Annotated in this window: 16 protein-coding genes; 7 read left to right on the top strand and 9 right to left on the bottom strand. The window is 63.9% G+C overall.

What is annotated here, in order from left to right; translation table 11 throughout:
* Positions 1–7: 7 nt before the first annotated feature.
* Positions 8–1,327 carry an aminotransferase class III-fold pyridoxal phosphate-dependent enzyme gene (locus tag ACYQ1Z_RS11640; RefSeq protein WP_459792681.1) on the top strand — a complete coding sequence of 440 codons (1,320 nt, stop codon included), beginning with the start codon at positions 8–10 and terminating at the stop codon, positions 1,325–1,327.
* On the opposite strand, the gene ACYQ1Z_RS11635 is transcribed toward ACYQ1Z_RS11640, so the two are convergent.
* Together ACYQ1Z_RS11635 and ACYQ1Z_RS11630 are read right to left on the bottom strand one after the other, a co-directional pair.
* Entirely contained in the window at positions 1,324–1,698 is a 375-nt protein-coding gene (locus ACYQ1Z_RS11635) for a cupin domain-containing protein (RefSeq protein ID WP_459792680.1), read from the bottom strand. The genes ACYQ1Z_RS11640 and ACYQ1Z_RS11635 overlap by 4 nt on opposite strands.
* 192 nt (positions 1,699–1,890) lie before the next feature.
* Positions 1,891–2,535, bottom strand: coding sequence for a dihydrofolate reductase family protein (locus ACYQ1Z_RS11630; protein WP_459792679.1), 645 nt, complete (start codon positions 2,533–2,535; stop codon positions 1,891–1,893).
* Between the two features lie 163 nt (positions 2,536–2,698).
* Here ACYQ1Z_RS11630 and ACYQ1Z_RS11625 point away from each other — a divergent pair, with 163 nt between their 5' ends.
* Entirely contained in the window at positions 2,699–4,840 is a 2,142-nt protein-coding gene (locus ACYQ1Z_RS11625; protein ID WP_459792678.1) for an amylo-alpha-1,6-glucosidase, read from the top strand.
* Here the strand turns inward: ACYQ1Z_RS11625 and ACYQ1Z_RS11620 are convergent.
* Both ACYQ1Z_RS11620 and ACYQ1Z_RS11615 read right to left on the bottom strand, forming a co-directional pair.
* Positions 4,837–6,837 carry a vWA domain-containing protein gene (locus ACYQ1Z_RS11620; protein ID WP_459792677.1) on the bottom strand — a complete coding sequence of 667 codons (2,001 nt, stop codon included), beginning with the start codon at positions 6,835–6,837 and terminating at the stop codon, positions 4,837–4,839. The two genes, ACYQ1Z_RS11625 and ACYQ1Z_RS11620, sit on opposite strands and share 4 nt — an antisense overlap.
* 43 nt (positions 6,838–6,880) lie before the next feature.
* Positions 6,881–8,269, bottom strand: a complete 1,389-nt coding sequence (locus ACYQ1Z_RS11615) for a magnesium chelatase (protein ID WP_459792676.1) — start codon at positions 8,267–8,269, stop codon at positions 6,881–6,883.
* A gap of 869 nt (positions 8,270–9,138) precedes the next feature.
* On the opposite strand from ACYQ1Z_RS11615, the gene ACYQ1Z_RS11610 reads away from it, so the two are divergent.
* The 4 genes from ACYQ1Z_RS11610 to ACYQ1Z_RS11595 all read left to right on the top strand — a co-directional run bounded on the left by ACYQ1Z_RS11610 (position 9,139) and on the right by ACYQ1Z_RS11595 (position 12,103).
* A complete protein-coding gene (locus ACYQ1Z_RS11610; RefSeq protein ID WP_459792675.1) occupies positions 9,139–9,378 on the top strand; it encodes a hypothetical protein in 240 nt (79 codons plus the stop codon).
* 223 nt (positions 9,379–9,601) lie between these two features.
* Complete coding sequence (locus ACYQ1Z_RS11605; protein ID WP_459792674.1) at positions 9,602–10,063, top strand: immunity 26/phosphotriesterase HocA family protein; 462 nt, start codon at positions 9,602–9,604, stop codon at positions 10,061–10,063.
* Between the two features lie 356 nt (positions 10,064–10,419).
* Entirely contained in the window at positions 10,420–10,773 is a 354-nt protein-coding gene (locus tag ACYQ1Z_RS11600) for an immunity protein Imm33 domain-containing protein (RefSeq protein WP_459792673.1), read from the top strand.
* A gap of 844 nt (positions 10,774–11,617) precedes the next feature.
* Positions 11,618–12,103, top strand: coding sequence for a DUF2306 domain-containing protein (locus ACYQ1Z_RS11595; protein WP_459792672.1), 486 nt, complete (start codon positions 11,618–11,620; stop codon positions 12,101–12,103).
* Between the two features lie 19 nt (positions 12,104–12,122).
* Here ACYQ1Z_RS11595 and ACYQ1Z_RS11590 read toward each other — a convergent pair whose 3' ends face one another.
* Entirely contained in the window at positions 12,123–12,395 is a 273-nt protein-coding gene (locus tag ACYQ1Z_RS11590) for a DNA gyrase subunit A (RefSeq protein WP_459792671.1), read from the bottom strand.
* Between the two features lie 160 nt (positions 12,396–12,555).
* Complete coding sequence (locus ACYQ1Z_RS11585) at positions 12,556–12,954, bottom strand: winged helix-turn-helix transcriptional regulator (RefSeq protein ID WP_459792670.1); 399 nt, start codon at positions 12,952–12,954, stop codon at positions 12,556–12,558.
* A gap of 97 nt (positions 12,955–13,051) precedes the next feature.
* On the opposite strand from ACYQ1Z_RS11585, the gene ACYQ1Z_RS11580 reads away from it, so the two are divergent.
* The gene (locus tag ACYQ1Z_RS11580) at positions 13,052–13,816 is read left to right on the top strand and encodes an NAD(P)H-binding protein (protein WP_459792669.1); all 765 of its coding nucleotides are present in this window, start codon (positions 13,052–13,054) and stop codon (positions 13,814–13,816) included.
* 213 nt (positions 13,817–14,029) lie between these two features.
* Here ACYQ1Z_RS11580 and ACYQ1Z_RS11575 read toward each other — a convergent pair whose 3' ends face one another.
* From ACYQ1Z_RS11575 to ACYQ1Z_RS11565, 3 genes are all read right to left on the bottom strand, one after another.
* Entirely contained in the window at positions 14,030–14,608 is a 579-nt protein-coding gene (locus tag ACYQ1Z_RS11575) for a hypothetical protein (RefSeq protein WP_459792668.1), read from the bottom strand.
* Positions 14,609–14,679: 71 nt separating this feature from the next.
* A complete protein-coding gene (locus tag ACYQ1Z_RS11570) occupies positions 14,680–14,979 on the bottom strand; it encodes a PASTA domain-containing protein (RefSeq protein ID WP_459792757.1) in 300 nt (99 codons plus the stop codon).
* Positions 14,980–15,215: 236 nt separating this feature from the next.
* A complete protein-coding gene (locus tag ACYQ1Z_RS11565) occupies positions 15,216–15,683 on the bottom strand; it encodes a hypothetical protein (protein ID WP_459792667.1) in 468 nt (155 codons plus the stop codon).
* Positions 15,684–15,761: the final 78 nt, after the last annotated feature.

Raw genomic sequence — 15,761 nt, 5'->3', positions numbered from 1 at the left:
TCCAGCCATGAACCTCAACGATCTGGTCTTCCACCCCTGGACAGTCCAGGGACCGCGCGACGTGCCGACGATTACGGGCGGCTCGGGAAGCCATGTAGTCGACGCCGGCGGGCGGCGCTACCTGGATTTCAGTTCACAGCTGGTGTTCACCAACCTCGGCCACCAGCACCCGCGGATCGTTGCCGCAATCAAAGAACAGGCTGACCGGCTTTGCACCCTCGCGCCGGGCTCGGCATCGGATGTCCGGGGCGAAGCGGCGCGGCTGATCGTGGAAGTAGCGCCGGAGAACCTCGGACATGTCCTGTTCACAACCGGCGGAACCGAAGCCATTGAGCATGCGGTGCGGATGGCGCGGCTGTTCACAGGCCGGCCGAAGGTGCTGGCCGCCTACCGTTCCTACCACGGCTCGACGACGACCTCCATCCACCTCACCGGCGACCCGCGCCGCTGGGCCTCGGACACCGGCACAGGCGGTGCCGTGCATTTTTTCGGTCCGTTCCTGTACCGCTCAGCGTTCGGGTCCACCACGGAGGAGGAAGAGTCTGAGCGCGCACTGGCCCACCTGGAACAAGTGATCCTGCTCGAAGGGCCGTCGACCATCGCCGGCCTGGTCCTGGAATCCGTCACGGGCAGTTCAGGTGTTATCGTCCCGCCGCCGGGCTACCTGCGCGGCGTCCGGGAACTGTGCGACCGCCACGGGATTGTGTACATCGCGGACGAGGTTATGGCCGGGTTCTGCCGCACGGGCGCCTGGTTCGCCGTGGACCACGCCGGCGTGGCCCCCGACCTGATCGCCTTCGCGAAGGGCGTCAACTCCGGATACGTACCGCTCGGCGGCGTCCTCGTGGGCGACGCGGTCTACGACATGTTCACCCGGCGCCCCTATCCGGCGGGCATAACCTACAGCGGGCACCCGCTCGCCTGCGCGGCGGCCGTCGGGGCCATCACCGCCATGCACGAGGAGGACACGGTGGGAGCCGCCGCCCGCCTTGGCACGGACATCCTGGGTCCGGCGCTTCGGGAGCTTGCCGGAAAGCACCCTTCGGTGGGGGACGTCCGCGGTATCGGCGGCCTCTGGAGCCTGGAGCTGGTGCGCGACCCGCTGACCAGGGAGCCGCTGGTGCCACCGGGGGCCACCGGCGCCGCCAACGCACCGATGGCCTCCGTGGTCAAAGCCTGCCTCCAGCGGGGACTGCTGCCGCTGGTCCTCGGAAACCGGGTGCACGTCGCGCCACCGCTCAACATCAGCGACGCTGATGCTGCTGAGGGCCTGGCCATCCTTGACGAGGCCCTCGGGGCAGCCGACGCGGAAGCGGTTCCTGCCTAGGCCGGTTTGGCGTACGTGGCCGCGCTCATCAGCTCATAGCCCACAAACGGCTCATCGCCTTCCACCCAGGCGTCGTGGCCGGCCGGGATGGAATAGGCCCCGCCGGCCTGGACCGTGGCCCGGGTACCGTCCTCCATCTGCACCGTCAGCCTGCCGGCGGTGCAGAAGCCAAGGTGGTTAACCTGGCAGCTGTCGGTGTGGACAACGGTCTTGACGGTTTCGGACCAGCGCCAGCCGGGTTCGAACGTCATCCTCGCCAAAGTCGTGTCCCCGAGGGTGACCACGTCAACCTGAGTCTTGGGTGGCCGGCGCTTTTCGTCCGGCTCGTCAAAAGACTTCGCCTCAAGAGCTTTGACTGTTACTGCGGTCATTTGGTGTTCCTCCTGAACGGAAGACTTGCTGCTGTTCATCCGGACGGCCCGCAGGCTCTCCCGGGACCGCGGGGTACCGGCCTGCGACGCGCGCGCCGTTGCCCGCCACACCCAGCCACTGCAAGCGTGCGCCCCGCCGTGCGTCCTGTCAACGCACGCCACGGGCAGCTGCGGGACACGCTGGCGGGGCGCTTAGCCCCTGCCGGGTTGTCCAATGCCCGGCGGGCCGGTGAGTACCGTGGGAACATACTCGAGCAGCTGGAGGCGGCCGTCGAACGTCCTGCTCTGCACCATGTCCAGCCGGACATCCGGGTAGCCGTCGTAAATCCGCTCGCGCCCGGTTGCGCCGGTGATCACCGGAAAGACCACCAGCCGGAAGCTGTCAACCAGGCCGGCCAGCAGCAGCGACCGGGCCAGGCTGATGCTGCCCAGCGTGCTCAAGGGCCCGGTCCCGGTCCGCTTCAGCTCCCGGACCGCCTCAACCGCGTCCCCGCTGACCAGGGTCGAGTTCGGCCAGTCCAGCGGCGCCTGCAGCGAGGACGAGAAGACGATTTTCGGTACGGCGGACAGCCCGGTGAGGCTGGCGCCCTCCTCCTCGGAAAAACCGGACCGGTCCGCCGCGGCCTGGGCGGACATGCCGTACATCAGCCGGTAGGTGTTCGCGCCCAGCAGGAAGGTGTAGTTCTTCGCCGATTCCTGGTCCAGCCAGGCCAGGTATTCGGGCCCCTCCAGCCCCCACCACCCGGGCCAGCCCTCGGCCGACGCGTACCCGTCCAGGGAGATGATCAGGTCCACCATCAGGGTCGCTGGTGACGTTTCAGCAGGTGTGGCGCCCATGGCCGGCTCCTCGGACTGATCGGCGTGGATGTGCCGGCAATGGTATGCCCGGCCGGGCTGCGGTACAAGGCTTAGGTACAAGGCTCAACCCTCTTTTATCAGCCCTGCCCGAGGCGTAGCGTCTATTCCGCCGGGAACCGTCGTAGCCGTCAAAGGAGCGGACATGGCTGGATGGAATGCAGACACAGCGGCGGGGCCTGTGGGGGCGGGGACCGTCACCCTGGTGGAAGGCTCATGTTTTTGTATCTCCGCTGCTAACGGGGACATCCATTCCGACCTTCCGCACGGCGTCTTCCACGAGGACACCCGCATCCTGTCCGGGTGGAACATGACGGTGAACGGCCAGCCCCTCGAGCCGCTGACGGCGGAGACGAAGGAACCCTACCGGGCGCTGTTCATTGGCCGTGTTCCCCGTGCCGACGGATACGCGGACAGTCCCTTGATCGTGGAGCGGCTGCGCGAAGTCGCGGCCGGCGTGGTTGAGGAAATCACCATCCGCAACTACTCCGGCGACCCCGTTGGGTGCAGCATCTCCGTGGGCGTCGACTCGGACTTCGCCGACCTGTTCGAAGTGAAGGAGGCGCGGGTCCAGCGGCGCTGGGAGGTCACGCGCGGCGCCGACGGCGATTCCCTGATCATCAGCGCGGCCTGGCAGGACCTGCGGAAGGCTGTCCTGGTCCGTGGACGCGGCGCCGTCGCCTCCGCCGGTGCACTCACCTACCACGCCGTCGTGCCCGGATACGGCCAGTGGTCCACCCGGCTGAGCGTGGCGCCGGCCGGGCAGCACAACATTGCGCGCCCGGCCGGGCACGGGCTGTCACCGAGCGACCGGCGCCACCAGGAATGGGTTGCCAAAATCCCCACGCTGCAGATGACGAACCGGTCCATCGAACGGACGCTGCGGCGCAGCTATGACGACCTCGGGGCGCTCCGGATCGAGGACCCGGCCCATCCGGAACGGATCGTGGTGGCCGCCGGCGCGCCGTGGTTCATGACGCTGTTCGGCCGCGACTCCCTGTGGGCTTCGGAAATGGCGCTGCCCGTGGACCCTTCCCTGGCCCTGGGCACCCTGCAGACACTGGCGGACCGGCAGGGCAAAGAGGTGGACCCGATGAGCGAGGAGGAGCCCGGCAAGATCCTGCACGAAGTCCGCCTTGGTGTGTCCTCCGGGCTGGCCCTGGGCGGCAAGTCCGTCTACTACGGCAGTGTGGACGCCACCCCGCAGTTTGTGATGACCCTGGCATCGGTCAGCCGCTGGGGCTTCGGCAAGGACACCATTGCCGCGCTCCTGCCCAACGCCGACCGGGCCCTGGACTGGGTCCGGACCTACGGCGACAAGGACGGCGACGGGTTTGTCGAGTACCACCGGCTCAACGACCAGGGCCTCATCAACCAGGGCTGGAAGGATTCCTGGGACGGGATAAATTTCGCGGACGGAACCATCGCCGAGCCCCCCATCGCGCTGTGCGAGGTGCAGGCACTGGTCTACTCCGCGCTGTTGTCCCGGGCCTGGATGGCCTACGACGCCGGGGACGCACCGCTGGCTGCCCGGCTCACCACGGAGGCGGCGCAGCTGAAGAAAAGGTTCAACGAGGAATTCTGGCTGCCGGACCGGGGCTACTTCGCCGTCGCCCTCGACGGCCACAAACGGCCCGTTGACGCCTGCGCCTCCAACATGGGCCAGTGCCTGTGGCACGGCATCGTTGACGATGACAAGGTGCCGCTGGTCGCCGAACGGCTGATGTCGCCCGAGATGTTCAGCGGCTGGGGTGTTAGGACCCTGGCCTCAGATATGGGCGCCTACAACCCTGCCAGCTACCACAACGGTTCGGTCTGGCCACATGACAATGCCATCATCGCGGCGGGCCTGATGCGGTACGGCTTCGTTGAAGAGGCGCAGCGCATCGCCACCGCCCTGCTTGAAGCGGCGGACTTTTCCGGCGGTCGGCTGCCCGAGCTGTTCTGCGGCTTCAGCCGGGAGCAGGTGGCCGAGCCGGTGCCGTACCCGACCGCGTGTTCCCCGCAGGCCTGGGCGGCCACTACACCGATCATGCTCATCACATGCCTGATGCGGTACGACGCCCACGTCTCCCGCGGCGGTTTCTGGCTGGACCCGGCCCTGCCCAAGTCCTACGGGAACCTGCATATCACCAATGCTCCCCTGGCCGGCGGCCGGATCACCATCGACATCACGGACAGCGAGCCTGCAGTCCAAGGCCTGCCGGAAGGCCTGACGTTCCACCGCGAACACCGGCCGTGGCTGACCGAGCTCATTTCGCAGGCAGGGCTGGACGGGAAAGGCTAAAGCTCCCAGCCGGCGTCGCCGTAGGAGCTGCGGACGTGGGCGCGCAGGTACTCGCCCACCACTGCGGCTCCGAGGCCGCCGACCTCCGGTGCCACCACCCGGGCGTCGATCCGGCGGGCCATCCGCTCCACGAAACGTTCGAGGCCGGGGTCGTCGCCGAGCCGGAAGAAGGTGGCCTGCACCCCGGCGCGTCCCAGCCGGTCGAGTTCCGTGACGGTGGCCCGGATGGTCTCGTGGTCCGGCGGCCAGTTGAACCAGGAGTCGCCGTCGGCCAGCAGGTGCGCGGTGGGTTCGCCGTCGGTCACCACCAGCAGGACGTGCTGCATGGACGGGTGCCGGCGGAAGAACCGGCCGGCCAGCAGCAGGCCGTGGTGCAGGTTGGTGCCCTGTTCCCGCAGGGCCGGCAGGGCCGTCAGCGCGGCGATGTCCATGGACTGCGCGTACCGGCCGAACGTGATCAGTTCCAGGCGGTCGCCGCGGAACCGGGTGGAGATGAGGTGGTACAGGGCCAGGGCGGTGCGTTTCATGGGCACCCAGCGCCCCTCGGCCGCCATGGAGAAGGAGACGTCCACCAGCAGGACGACGGCGGCCTGGGTCCGGGCTTCGGTTTCGGCCACTTCGATGTCCCCCGCCTCCGGCCGGAACCCGCGGGCGGGATTCCCGCCGTCGGCCGCGGTCCGGCGGATCGCGTTCGTCATGGTCCGGGTGACGTCCCACGGTTCGGCGTCCCCGAACGCCCACGGCCGGCTCGAGCCGGTCAGGTCCCCTGCCGCGCCGGCGCTCCGGGTGTCCCTGCGCCCCTGCCGGCCGGACAGCTGCCTGGCCGTGTCCTGCAGCAGCGACTTCCCAAGCCGCCGCATCGCCTGCGGGGACAGCCGCAGGTCGCCGTCGGCACCCCGGCGCAGGTAACCGCCGTCGTGCATGGCCCGCTCGATCTCAGCGAGCGTGCGGGCGCTCACGGCCGCGTCCTGCCCCAATTGCCGGGCGAGGGCGTCCAGGTCGAGGTCGTCCAGGTGCGAGCCGTTGTAGGACTGGGAAAGCCGTTCGGCCAGCGCGTCGAGGTCGGCGATGTCCTGGAGGACGCCCGTGCCGTCGCCAAGCCCGAGGCCCTCCTGGCCCTCGAAGCGTTCGGAACCGCTCCAGTCCTCGCCGGGGCGGAGGGCCCTGAGGCTGTCATCAAGCTGGTCGAGCTGTTCCATCAGCGCGGGCGAGCCGAACGCCTGCGCGGAGAGCCGCATCAGCTCCTCCCGCTGCTCCGCGGACATGGACTGCAGCATCCGCTTTGCGGCGGCAGCCCGCTTGGCAAGGGCGTCGACCAACTCCTCCACGGACTTCGGGTTCTCGGGAAAAAAGTGCCCGTGCCGGGCCATGAACTCCTGGAAGTCGGCGTTGGTGTCCTCGCCGCGCCGGTGCTTGCCGAGGAGTTCGTTGAGGTCGCTGAGCATCTCGGTGACGGCTTCCCGGTCCTCATCGGTGGCACTTTCGAGTGCCTGTTTCATGCCGGCGAAGCGCTGGTCGAGGACTTCCCGGCCCAGCAGGTCCTTGATGCGGTCGTACGCTTCCCTGGCGGTGCCGGACTGCCAGTCGTAGGCGGCGAGTTCGTTGACCGCTGCCGCGGTGGAGGCTGGAAGGTTCTGCAGCTGCATCTCGCGGAACGCCCGGTCCGTGTTGTCCATCATGGCGTCCCGGGCAAGCTGCTTGCGTTCTTCCAGGACCGCCGTGTCCAGCAGCTTCTTCACCTCGTTGAGGGTGCCGTCCAGGCGGTGGCGGCCCAGCAGGTCGCTTCGCCGCTGCTGCACCCGGCGCGCAAGTTGGTCCAGGCCTTCCCGGTTTTTCCCGCCGCGGCGCAGGAACTCCTGGAGGGCGTGCCGCGGCGAGTAGCCGGCCATCACGTCCTCGGCAACGGACTCGAGTGCTTCGGCCAGGTCCACCGGCGGCGCCAGCGGGTCCGGCCCGCCCGCGTACCGGCCGTACGTGGCCCGGTTGTGCAGCGCCATGATCCCTCCTGCCCTTTCGAAGCCGTGCCCTGCGGACCGTGCTTCAGCCGTAGACCGTTGCCTCGTCGTCGGATTCCTTGGAGATCCGCCGGGCGAGGTACAGACCTTCCAAAGCAAGTTCGACGGCGGCGGCGCGCCGGCCTTCGGTGTCCGCGCCCAGGCGTTTGCTGATGTCGTCGTAAAGGCCTGAGCCGTTGAGCGGCGGCAGGTTCTGCAGGAACTCCCGGGCGGTTACCTGGTCGCCGGTGGTGACGGTGGTGTGGCCGTCGAGCGCGGCGACGAGCGGACCCAGGTCAATGCCGTGCAGGTGCGCCCGCACGGTTTCCGCGGTCGCCGTGCGCAGCAGGTGGTCCAGGACGCCCTGTTCACGGCCTTCCTCTCCCGACTCGAACTCGATCTTCCCGGTAAGGACTTCCGCCGCGGGTTCGAGGTCGACGATCCGGGCCACGGCGTGGTCCTCCCCGCGCACGCTGGCCCGCCGCAGGGCGGCGGCCGCCACAGTTTCCGCGCCGGCGATCGCGAAGCGCGCCGAGACCCCGGAGGTCTGGTTAATGGCCGGCGATTGCCGCAGCGCCCGCGTGTAGCGGGCGAGGATTTCCAGGATGACGGGCGGGACGTCGGCCACCAGGCGCCCCTCCTGCCGGATGACCGCAACTTCGTCCGCCAGCTCAATGGGGTAATGGGTGCGGATTTCGGCGCCGAAGCGGTCCTTCAGGGGCGTGATGATCCGGCCTCGGTTGGTGTAGTCCTCCGGGTTGGCGGACGCCGCCACCAGCACGTCCAGCGGCAGCCGCAGCACGTAGCCGCGGATCTGGATGTCGCGTTCCTCCATCACGTTGAGCATGGCCACCTGGATCCGTTCGGCCAGGTCCGGCAGTTCATTGATGGCGATGATGCCGCGGTTGGAGCGTGGAACCAGGCCGTAATGGATTGTTTCCGGGTCCCCGAGGCGGCGGCCCTCAGCCACCCGCATGGGATCGACGTCGCCGATCAGGTCCGCCACCGACGTGTCTGGAGTGGCGAGCTTTTCCACGTACCGTTCCGACCGGTGCCGCCACGCAACCCGCAGCCGGTCTCCCTCGGTGAGGGCACGGGCGCGCGACTGCTCGGTGATGGGCTGGAACGGGTGCTCGTTGAGCTCCGAATCCTCGATTACCGGGGACCATTCGTCCAGCAGGCCGGCCAGGGTGCGGAGCAGGCGGGTCTTGCCCTGCCCGCGCTCGCCCAGCAGGACCACGTCATGGCCCGCGATCAGTGCGCGCTCCAGCTGCGGCAGGACCGTCCGGCTGAATCCGAACAATCCCGGCCAGGGATCCTGCCCGGCGGCGAGCGCGGCCAGCAGGTTGTCCCGGATTTCGCGCCGCAGTTCCTTGTGGACATGGCCGGCGGCACGCAGTTCGCCGACGGTGAAGATAGCGGGACGATCAGTCACCCCTCTACGGTAAGCCCGCCTCCTCCGCTAATCGAGGGATTCGGGGAGATTCCCCGACGCTTCTGTGTCTGTCAAGCGGGTGAAAAGGGGGTGCGGGCATCGACGAAGTTGTCGTCTGGGGTGGCCTTGGTGTCCGGCCAGCCTCCCCTCCCCCTTTGTTGTTTTGGCTGCTGGCGAAGCTGGCGGAGCTGTGGCCGACGGAGGCCTGTCTACCTGTGCGGGCAGGGGCGGGAAATTCCCGGAGGAAATCAGCGACGAAGGAGCGCCGCAGGGAATTTCGTGCGGCGCAGGCCCCGACGAAGGAGGGGCTGGACAGGCCGGTGCGTGCACCCGCCGCGAGACGATCTACTGCGAGACGGCTCTACGGGACGCCGCGTACATGGCTATTCCGCCCGTTTGCGCGCCCGGGGTTGTCCCTCCTAAAGCCCACGCCAGTGTCTCGAAAGGCTGTTGTATTGCAACACCCTGGCACCTGTCTCATAACTATGGATGAGTACTCGTTTTCCACCAGAAGCTTATGAGACATAGTTACGAGAATGGCGCTTGCCCACAGCGTGTCCTCGATTCGCACAAAATCTTATGTCGGTGCAGGCCATGCGATTGTTCGCCGGATGCGACGTCTCGTATCGCAAGGGTTATGAGACATCCTGGAGTGTAGCGATTAGGGCACCTTCACCGGGCATTTTTGCGGGCAGGGTATACGGGACACCTCAAGGAGCACCGGTGCAAAGCAGCAGGTCAAAGACGGGTTGTCGCAGTTAGGGACCGGCTTACGGGCGGATAGGCCAAGCCGGATCCAGCAATTCATGGAGGCGTAGGATCAAGTCCACGGCTGGCTGATCGGGATGGCGAAAGAGGTTCGGCAGACCATGAACGACGATAGGAAGACCCGCCAGGGAAAGAAGTCCTGGTTTCCATCAGTGGCAGGCGTCATCGGCGGCGTTGTCCCAGGAGTTGTGGCACTGTTCAACCAAGTATCGTCACCATTCTGGATCACCTTCAACATCGTTGTAATCGTGGTGGCCCTTGGCTTCGCTGCCGCTAATGCCATCGGTCTGGCCGTCATCAAGTACCGCAGTTCATCGAACCCAGACGCTTACGATCGCTAGGGCGAGGGGTCCCTCGATGGAGCTGGATCTGCCCCTGTCCGCCATGGGATCCCCTATCGAACCGCGGAAGCGCACTTTAGGCCACCGGCATACGGACAATTCCTGCTGTGGCGCGGAAGTGTGTACTGGTTAGCGGGTTCCCTTTTCACGACTTAGCGCAACGATGCCCGCTTAGATAAAGTCGGCTCATGAAAGCACTCAGAGGTCCTAGCCGTGGCATTACATGAGCAAACGACCCGCGTATGGAGAAGGTGATTGGTTCTGCGTTCCTCTGCGGACCGGAGGGTTTGGTCTCGGACTTATCGCTCGTGCTACCTCTTCGGGAATCCTCCTGGGTTACTTCTTCGGTCCCCGCACTTGGCGGCAACCTAACGAGGACAGTTTTAGAGGCTTGACCAAGACCGATGCCGTTCTCGTCGCCAGATTTGGAGACCTGAGCCTGAAGCAAGGCGAATGGCTCATTATCGGTAAGGACACGAAATGGGATCGAGGCGAGTGGCCCGTCCCGATTTTCACACGCTCTGAACAGCTCTCAGGCAGGACTTACCAGGTCTTTTATGGTGAAAATGAGCTGGCCCGGCCTGCAGAGGAACGACTCCTTGCGGATGCATCTACAGACAGCCCTCCCGACCTTCTTTACGGCGCCGGCGCCGTAGAGAAGGCGCTGACCCGACTATTGAGCTAAGAGGATCGACCTACGGCCCCCGGATGAATGCGGTATTACTATTTGATGGTCTTTAACATCGGACGGCGCACCGCTGTATTGGGCGCGTTCAGTCTCGCAGGCTACGCAGGGCCAATAAGAACATTGCCGGTCAGCAGCGACGACGAACGCATATTTTTAGTTGATCGAACCGACCTAGGCCAGCTTCGAGATGTCCGAACATTGGAGCAGATCGTTGGCCAGGTTGCTTGGGTGCAAGGTCGCAATTATTGAATTAGGATCTGTTTCCCTTGAATCTGTTCCATTCACGTAGCGTCCGGTAAAGGATCCTTCACCGTACAGGGTTATGCGCGCTTTCATAGGCGAAGATGCTAGATATGCACGATTCGATCCTTTCCGCCCAGATGCAGCTGACCGCCAGGTTCGGGGCTGTCCCCACACCGCCGATGCAGGGCATGAAGGTGGGAGTCTCCAGGAACGTGCGGTCGCCAGATGTTCATCCCCTCAACGGGCTCAGGCATCCAGCCGCTGCTGGGACGAGTGGCTGGTTCATCTGGCGCGGTGAAGATCTCGGAATGGCGGATGACTTCTTCGATCCGTTGCACGTCGAGCATCTGACGACCTGGTGCCCTGCAGTCGTTCCCTATCTCGCTTTGCCCGCGGGGTGGCGATTCCTCTTGGCACCAGGCCACGAAGATGTCTGGTTTGACGAGTCGTTGTTGAATATTTGAGGGAAGCTGATCCGGCGGCTCAATCTCCCGTTCGGGATTCGCGTCCGGTCAGGGATCCATAAACGGACGCCAGAGCGTACGGTGGTGCACCGGCCTACGGGACTCTTGGCGGCTCAGCAGTTCGAGCCCGCTATCGCAGGGGCATGTCGGCCTTTCGTGTGAGATTGTGATCGTGATTGAGCGAGCAGTGAAGTTTGTACTCCACCTACGAAAAGAACAGGTACAGATATCCGAGGTTTAGGGCTAGGCTGGCCGCAATCTTTAGGATGGGATACCGGAATCATGGAGCTACTCATTGGAAGCCTTGTTGCGGGAATCGCCGTCCTTATCGGAGTTCTCTTGATCGTAAAGCGCAGAGCGTTCAGCAAATTGATGGAAGACTCTCAACGATCAGCGTTTGGCAAGGCGGGCACCAAGTTGATGGGGCGGCCAGAGCCTGGATACATGGTCGTTGTTGGGCTAGGTGCTGTCCTCATTGGAGTGGCGATAGCGATTGTGCTGATAACCCGCTGAATTCGTATGTCGGTCGTTCAGTCGGGAGCGGTCCAACGTGGAATTTCAGGGCTCGGCGGCATCGCGGGGCTGGGCCCGGCATTCGTGATGGTTTTGGTTCTCATGTATGCGTGGCGGGAAAGCCGGAAGCACAGCAGTGACGACGAGCAATCTCCTGGGTGATCAACGCGTCCGTTAGGGGATCCCCTTTCGGGACGGGGGCGGCTGTGCAGACGAGTGTGGACATTCCGTGCAGACGACTTCGGAAAATGACACCCAGCAGGGGTATCCCAGTTCTAAGGAAGTGGGACACAAAGGGGGCTGGACTCTTGGGTCCGCTACGCTCCAGAGTATGCCTCCCTCTTGGACTGTTCTGATCTCTCTGCATGCAATAGCTGCCAGCTATGCGCTGATCTTTGGAGCGGTGAACCTGCTGCGACGGACCAAGGGCGGCAGCTCTCATAGGATCGTCGGTCGGATCTGGGTTGTTTCCATGTACGTCGTGGTGCTGACCTCTTTCGGGATTAGAACCATAGACGGCGGTTTTAATTGGCTTCACGCACTTTCAGTCCTGACATTCTGCACGCTGACCGCAGGACTGTGGGCTGTTCGGAAGAGAAACATCAGAGCCCACCGCAGTTTCATGGCCGGCAGCTATTTCGGTCTGATCGGAGCCTTTGTGGGCGTACTCGCAGTACCTTCGCGCCGCATTCCCCAGCTGGCCATTCATGAGCTTCCCCTTCTGGGACTGCTAGTCCTGGTACTGCTTGGCACAGCTGGCCTTACGATTCTCGGTGCCGCCCAGCTTAAAGCGAGGACGTCTCCGAGGGCGCGGTAAAAGATCCTTCATCGGACACTTAGTGACCATCAAGCAACATTGATCTAAGTTCTCCTGCGCGAGAAGCCATGGCCCGACGCTGGCCTCCGGTGAACCTTCTCACCTGCAGGTCGATAACCGCCCGGCTGCCCGCAGCTCCGATGCCCAACAGCTGGCCAACACCACGGATAGCTTCATCCACTGTCTCTGAATCGTCAACCACTTGGAACACCTCATCGCGCCGATCCATTGCCTGCAAAAGGGCCTCAAGTGTTGCTAGTTCATCCCGCGCATGTCGCTCATCCTCATCCATTCCGCGATTCTTGCACGGTCAGAAGACTCTGCGCATTTTTCATCCTGTTAGGGATCCCCTTCCGGGCGGCTGAGCTTTTCCTTACTGCTGTGTGTCTCATAACCTCGATGCCTCAGATCCCTACGGTTTTTGGCTGTCACGCGTTGAAGCCGAGGTAGGGTCAGCGGATCTGCTGGTCTGGGTTTTGGCGATCGTAGATCTCCCGGGATGCTCCGATGGCGTCTTTGTGCTCCAGGGACCAGTCCGCGAGTTGTCTGACCAGCACGGTGAGGCTGTTTCCGCGTTCGGTGAGTTCGTAGGTGACTTGGGCAGGAACGGTTGGGTAGACCGTGCGGGTAACCAGCCCGTCTCGTTCAAGGCGTCGCACTGTGAGTGTGAGCATGCGCTGTGAAATGCCATCGATAGCCCGCTGAAGCTCGCGAAAGCGTCTTACGCCGGAGGCGAGCTCCACGATGACCAGTACCGACCACTTGTCACCGATCCGGTCCAGGACGTCTCGAATTCCGCAGTCCGGATGGTCGGCTTCGCCGCAAGGTTCCAGGACGGGGGTTACTTCCATGTGACTGCCTAACACCAAAGTGCCTCCTTGTGGGCCCTTGCTCGGTTACCGATGATGAGTCTAGTTACCGCAAAGTACCAGTGAAATGAGCCTGCCCATGATTCTCGTTACCGGAGCCTCCGGCCACCTCGGCACAGCTATCCTCGAACACCTCACGAAGGCGGGTGCGCCAGCAACCGGAGCGACCCGTAACCCCAACACCACCAGCCGGCTCCGGGCCCTGGACTTCGATGTCCCCGAAACGATCTCCTTCGAGGGCGTGGGGACACTGGTCTTGGTGTCTGCAGGCACTGAAGAAGACGACATCGTGATCACCAGGCACGGCAACGCCATCACGGCCGCCGAACGTGACGGCGTCAGGCACATCGTCTACACGAGCCTCACTGATGCCGGCGACCACCTGGGATTCGCACTGGCCCACCGCTGGACAGAACGCCGCCTTCGCAGTGGAACGGTACGGTGGACCATCCTAAGGAACGGTCTTTACGCTGAGCTGATCGGTCAGCTCCTAACCCCGCAGGAAGGGGTCATCTCTGCTCCATTCGGACAGGGCGGCGTCGCCGCGGTCGCCCGGGACGACCTGGCAGAAGCAGCGGCAATCATCGCGCAGAGCCCCGAGAGGCACCAAGGCAAGACTTACGACCTCGTCGGGAACACCGTCATCACGGCCAAGGAGCTCGCTGACACGTTGGGTGCAGAGTATCGGCCGGGCAAACTCAAAGAACTGCGGCGAGCTCTAAACTCCGCAGACCTGTTGCCCTCCAGCCACCTATGCTGCTCTCCATCCATTCCGCCGCAAGTCACGGATTCCTCGACGAGACAGGGACCGACATCGCCGACATCCTTGGACGGGAACCCCTAAACCCCTTGGAAACTGCGGCTGCTGCCGCGATCGCCTGACGGATAATTGGGCCTTGACTTCTCATGATCCGTCGTGCCCTGGTTTTGCGAGGCCCCGGGCCGACGACGGATCGACAAAAGGAAGGTAGTCCTCGACGGCCGACATACCCCCTAACTGTCTGTAAGGGGATCCCTAACCGGACATTTGAAGTGTCCCGATTGATCCACAGGTACTTCATCCTACGGTTCGCGATGCGGGCGGTTCTTCCCGCACGAAAAGTGCGTCTCGATCCTGTCCGTGACCTGGAGTGAGTTCCAGCTCTACGGCAGCGAACACAATGTCGAATTCCCCATGCGGCCAAGTGATGACGCTGTGAACGAAGAAGCTGTCTTGGAGCGCCAGTTCGTCCCGGAGCATTTCGAAGGCGGTGCCGGCCTCACCGAAGCCCGGCTCGACAATGTTCAGACTTGCACCCTCGTACCGGGCATAGAGCCATTCATAGCCAACCTGCAGATCACCAATCAGTGCACGGAGTTCGACCACATCCGGTTCGATCTGACGGAGTGAGTCGATGATGCCATCGTGCACGTTGATGTCTATTAGGCGGTCAGCGCCGGAATGAAGCAACGGCCGGATCGACTGGCGGGCTTCCCACCACTGCCGCCCCCTCTCATCATGCTCTTCTTCAGAGAGGCCCCCTGTGAATGTCTCTCGGATCAACCATCGCATCGGCATTCCACTAGCGTATTGCCCGTCGAGGATGGACAGGGGCGCCAGCACCCGGATGGGGCCGCCGGCGGGATGCAAGGTCATGGCGTGCTCCTACTAGCCGGTCGATCATTGATGCATAGACGTCCGCCTGAGGATCCTTCACCGGACATCTCTCACTCGTTCTTCTCAGGCTCCGCATGACTCCTAAGCGAGGGGGTCGGGCCGCCCGTCTGCTCTGGCACGTCGCTTCGGGCTTGGCCGTCCTGAATGAAAGTAATCCTAATTTGGCTCCCCCGATCAAGGACCGACCCTGCGGAAGGATCTTGGGAGGCCACCCAGAATAGCCCCGGCCACGTACGCGAACGGAGCCCCGGTCCGTCAGGATCCCCGGCCGCGAGACCAAACCCAATGTTCGCCGCCATCTCCTGTGCAATATGCACAGGCTGCCCAACAAGATCGGGAACAGTGAGCATCTGACGCTCAGCCATCTCGGCATCTCCTTCTGGCCTGAACAGCAAGTACGGTGAACCCGAACCTTATGCCCAACAGAATACTGCCGGTGCCCGGTAGAGGACTTTGCCGGACGCCGCACGCTACCGGCCCCGGTCTTGCTTGACCGCGGATTCGCGGCACCAACTCAATGAACCGGTCAGTTGCTATCGGACAGTGCGAAATCGAATCCTCATCCCTGTGGTTAGTATGAACTGGCCTATAGTCGAGTTTTCCCGACGAAAAGACGCCGGTCCAGATACCGGTTTGATGGCGAGAGCCACATCAGGATCGTGCCTGCCACGACTGCGGCATACGCTCCCAGTGCCTGCGTGGTCGGTTTCATGCAAAGCGCGGCGGTGAACAGCACGGCGATCGCTGTTAGGACAACCCTGGCCGCGCGCACCCGGTACAACATTAGGATTGGCAGGCCCAGAGCGACAATAGTGCTAAGCGCCACCAGGACCAGGATGCCGTAGTGGAAATAGCCTGAATCGCGGATCTCTGCGGGGATGACAAAGAACCGGACCAAGACCGCGAGGCCGTAGACCATCCCGGGGATAAGCCAAAGGATAACGCTGAGCGCGAGCGTGCTCGGCACGATACGTCCGCCAAAATGAACCAGCTGGGCCGCTGCCGCTACACGCGTCCAGAAAGTGCTGCCACTCAAATTCCCCACGTCTGCCATCCAACCATGAATGCATCGCGCACTTCTGGGTTCGACTTCTTATCTGTCAGCGGAACAGAAGCCTCCAGTCGGTCTGCT

This window comes from Arthrobacter sp. AD-310, assembly GCF_054656615.1.
Note: the sequence above shows the minus strand (reverse complement) of the source record. Positions and strands in the feature narration are given on the sequence as shown.

Bases quoted from the DNA above. Each gene is read 5' to 3' on its own strand.
- ACYQ1Z_RS11640 (WP_459792681.1), top strand. From the start codon at position 8: ATGAACCTCAACGATCTGGTCTTCCACCCCTGGACAGTCCAGGGACCG.
- ACYQ1Z_RS11635 (WP_459792680.1), bottom strand. From the start codon at position 1,698: ATGACCGCAGTAACAGTCAAAGCTCTTGAGGCGAAGTCTTTTGACGAG.
- ACYQ1Z_RS11630 (WP_459792679.1), bottom strand. From the start codon at position 2,535: ATGGGCGCCACACCTGCTGAAACGTCACCAGCGACCCTGATGGTGGAC.
- ACYQ1Z_RS11625 (WP_459792678.1), top strand. From the start codon at position 2,699: ATGGCTGGATGGAATGCAGACACAGCGGCGGGGCCTGTGGGGGCGGGG.
- ACYQ1Z_RS11620 (WP_459792677.1), bottom strand. From the start codon at position 6,837: ATGGCGCTGCACAACCGGGCCACGTACGGCCGGTACGCGGGCGGGCCG.
- ACYQ1Z_RS11610 (WP_459792675.1), top strand. From the start codon at position 9,139: ATGAACGACGATAGGAAGACCCGCCAGGGAAAGAAGTCCTGGTTTCCA.
- ACYQ1Z_RS11605 (WP_459792674.1), top strand. From the start codon at position 9,602: ATGAGCAAACGACCCGCGTATGGAGAAGGTGATTGGTTCTGCGTTCCT.
- ACYQ1Z_RS11600 (WP_459792673.1), top strand. From the start codon at position 10,420: ATGCACGATTCGATCCTTTCCGCCCAGATGCAGCTGACCGCCAGGTTC.
- ACYQ1Z_RS11595 (WP_459792672.1), top strand. From the start codon at position 11,618: ATGCCTCCCTCTTGGACTGTTCTGATCTCTCTGCATGCAATAGCTGCC.
- ACYQ1Z_RS11590 (WP_459792671.1), bottom strand. From the start codon at position 12,395: ATGGATGAGGATGAGCGACATGCGCGGGATGAACTAGCAACACTTGAG.
- ACYQ1Z_RS11585 (WP_459792670.1), bottom strand. From the start codon at position 12,954: ATGGAAGTAACCCCCGTCCTGGAACCTTGCGGCGAAGCCGACCATCCG.
- ACYQ1Z_RS11580 (WP_459792669.1), top strand. From the start codon at position 13,052: ATGATTCTCGTTACCGGAGCCTCCGGCCACCTCGGCACAGCTATCCTC.
- ACYQ1Z_RS11575 (WP_459792668.1), bottom strand. From the start codon at position 14,608: ATGACCTTGCATCCCGCCGGCGGCCCCATCCGGGTGCTGGCGCCCCTG.
- ACYQ1Z_RS11570 (WP_459792757.1), bottom strand. From the start codon at position 14,979: ATGCTCACTGTTCCCGATCTTGTTGGGCAGCCTGTGCATATTGCACAG.
- ACYQ1Z_RS11565 (WP_459792667.1), bottom strand. From the start codon at position 15,683: ATGGCAGACGTGGGGAATTTGAGTGGCAGCACTTTCTGGACGCGTGTA.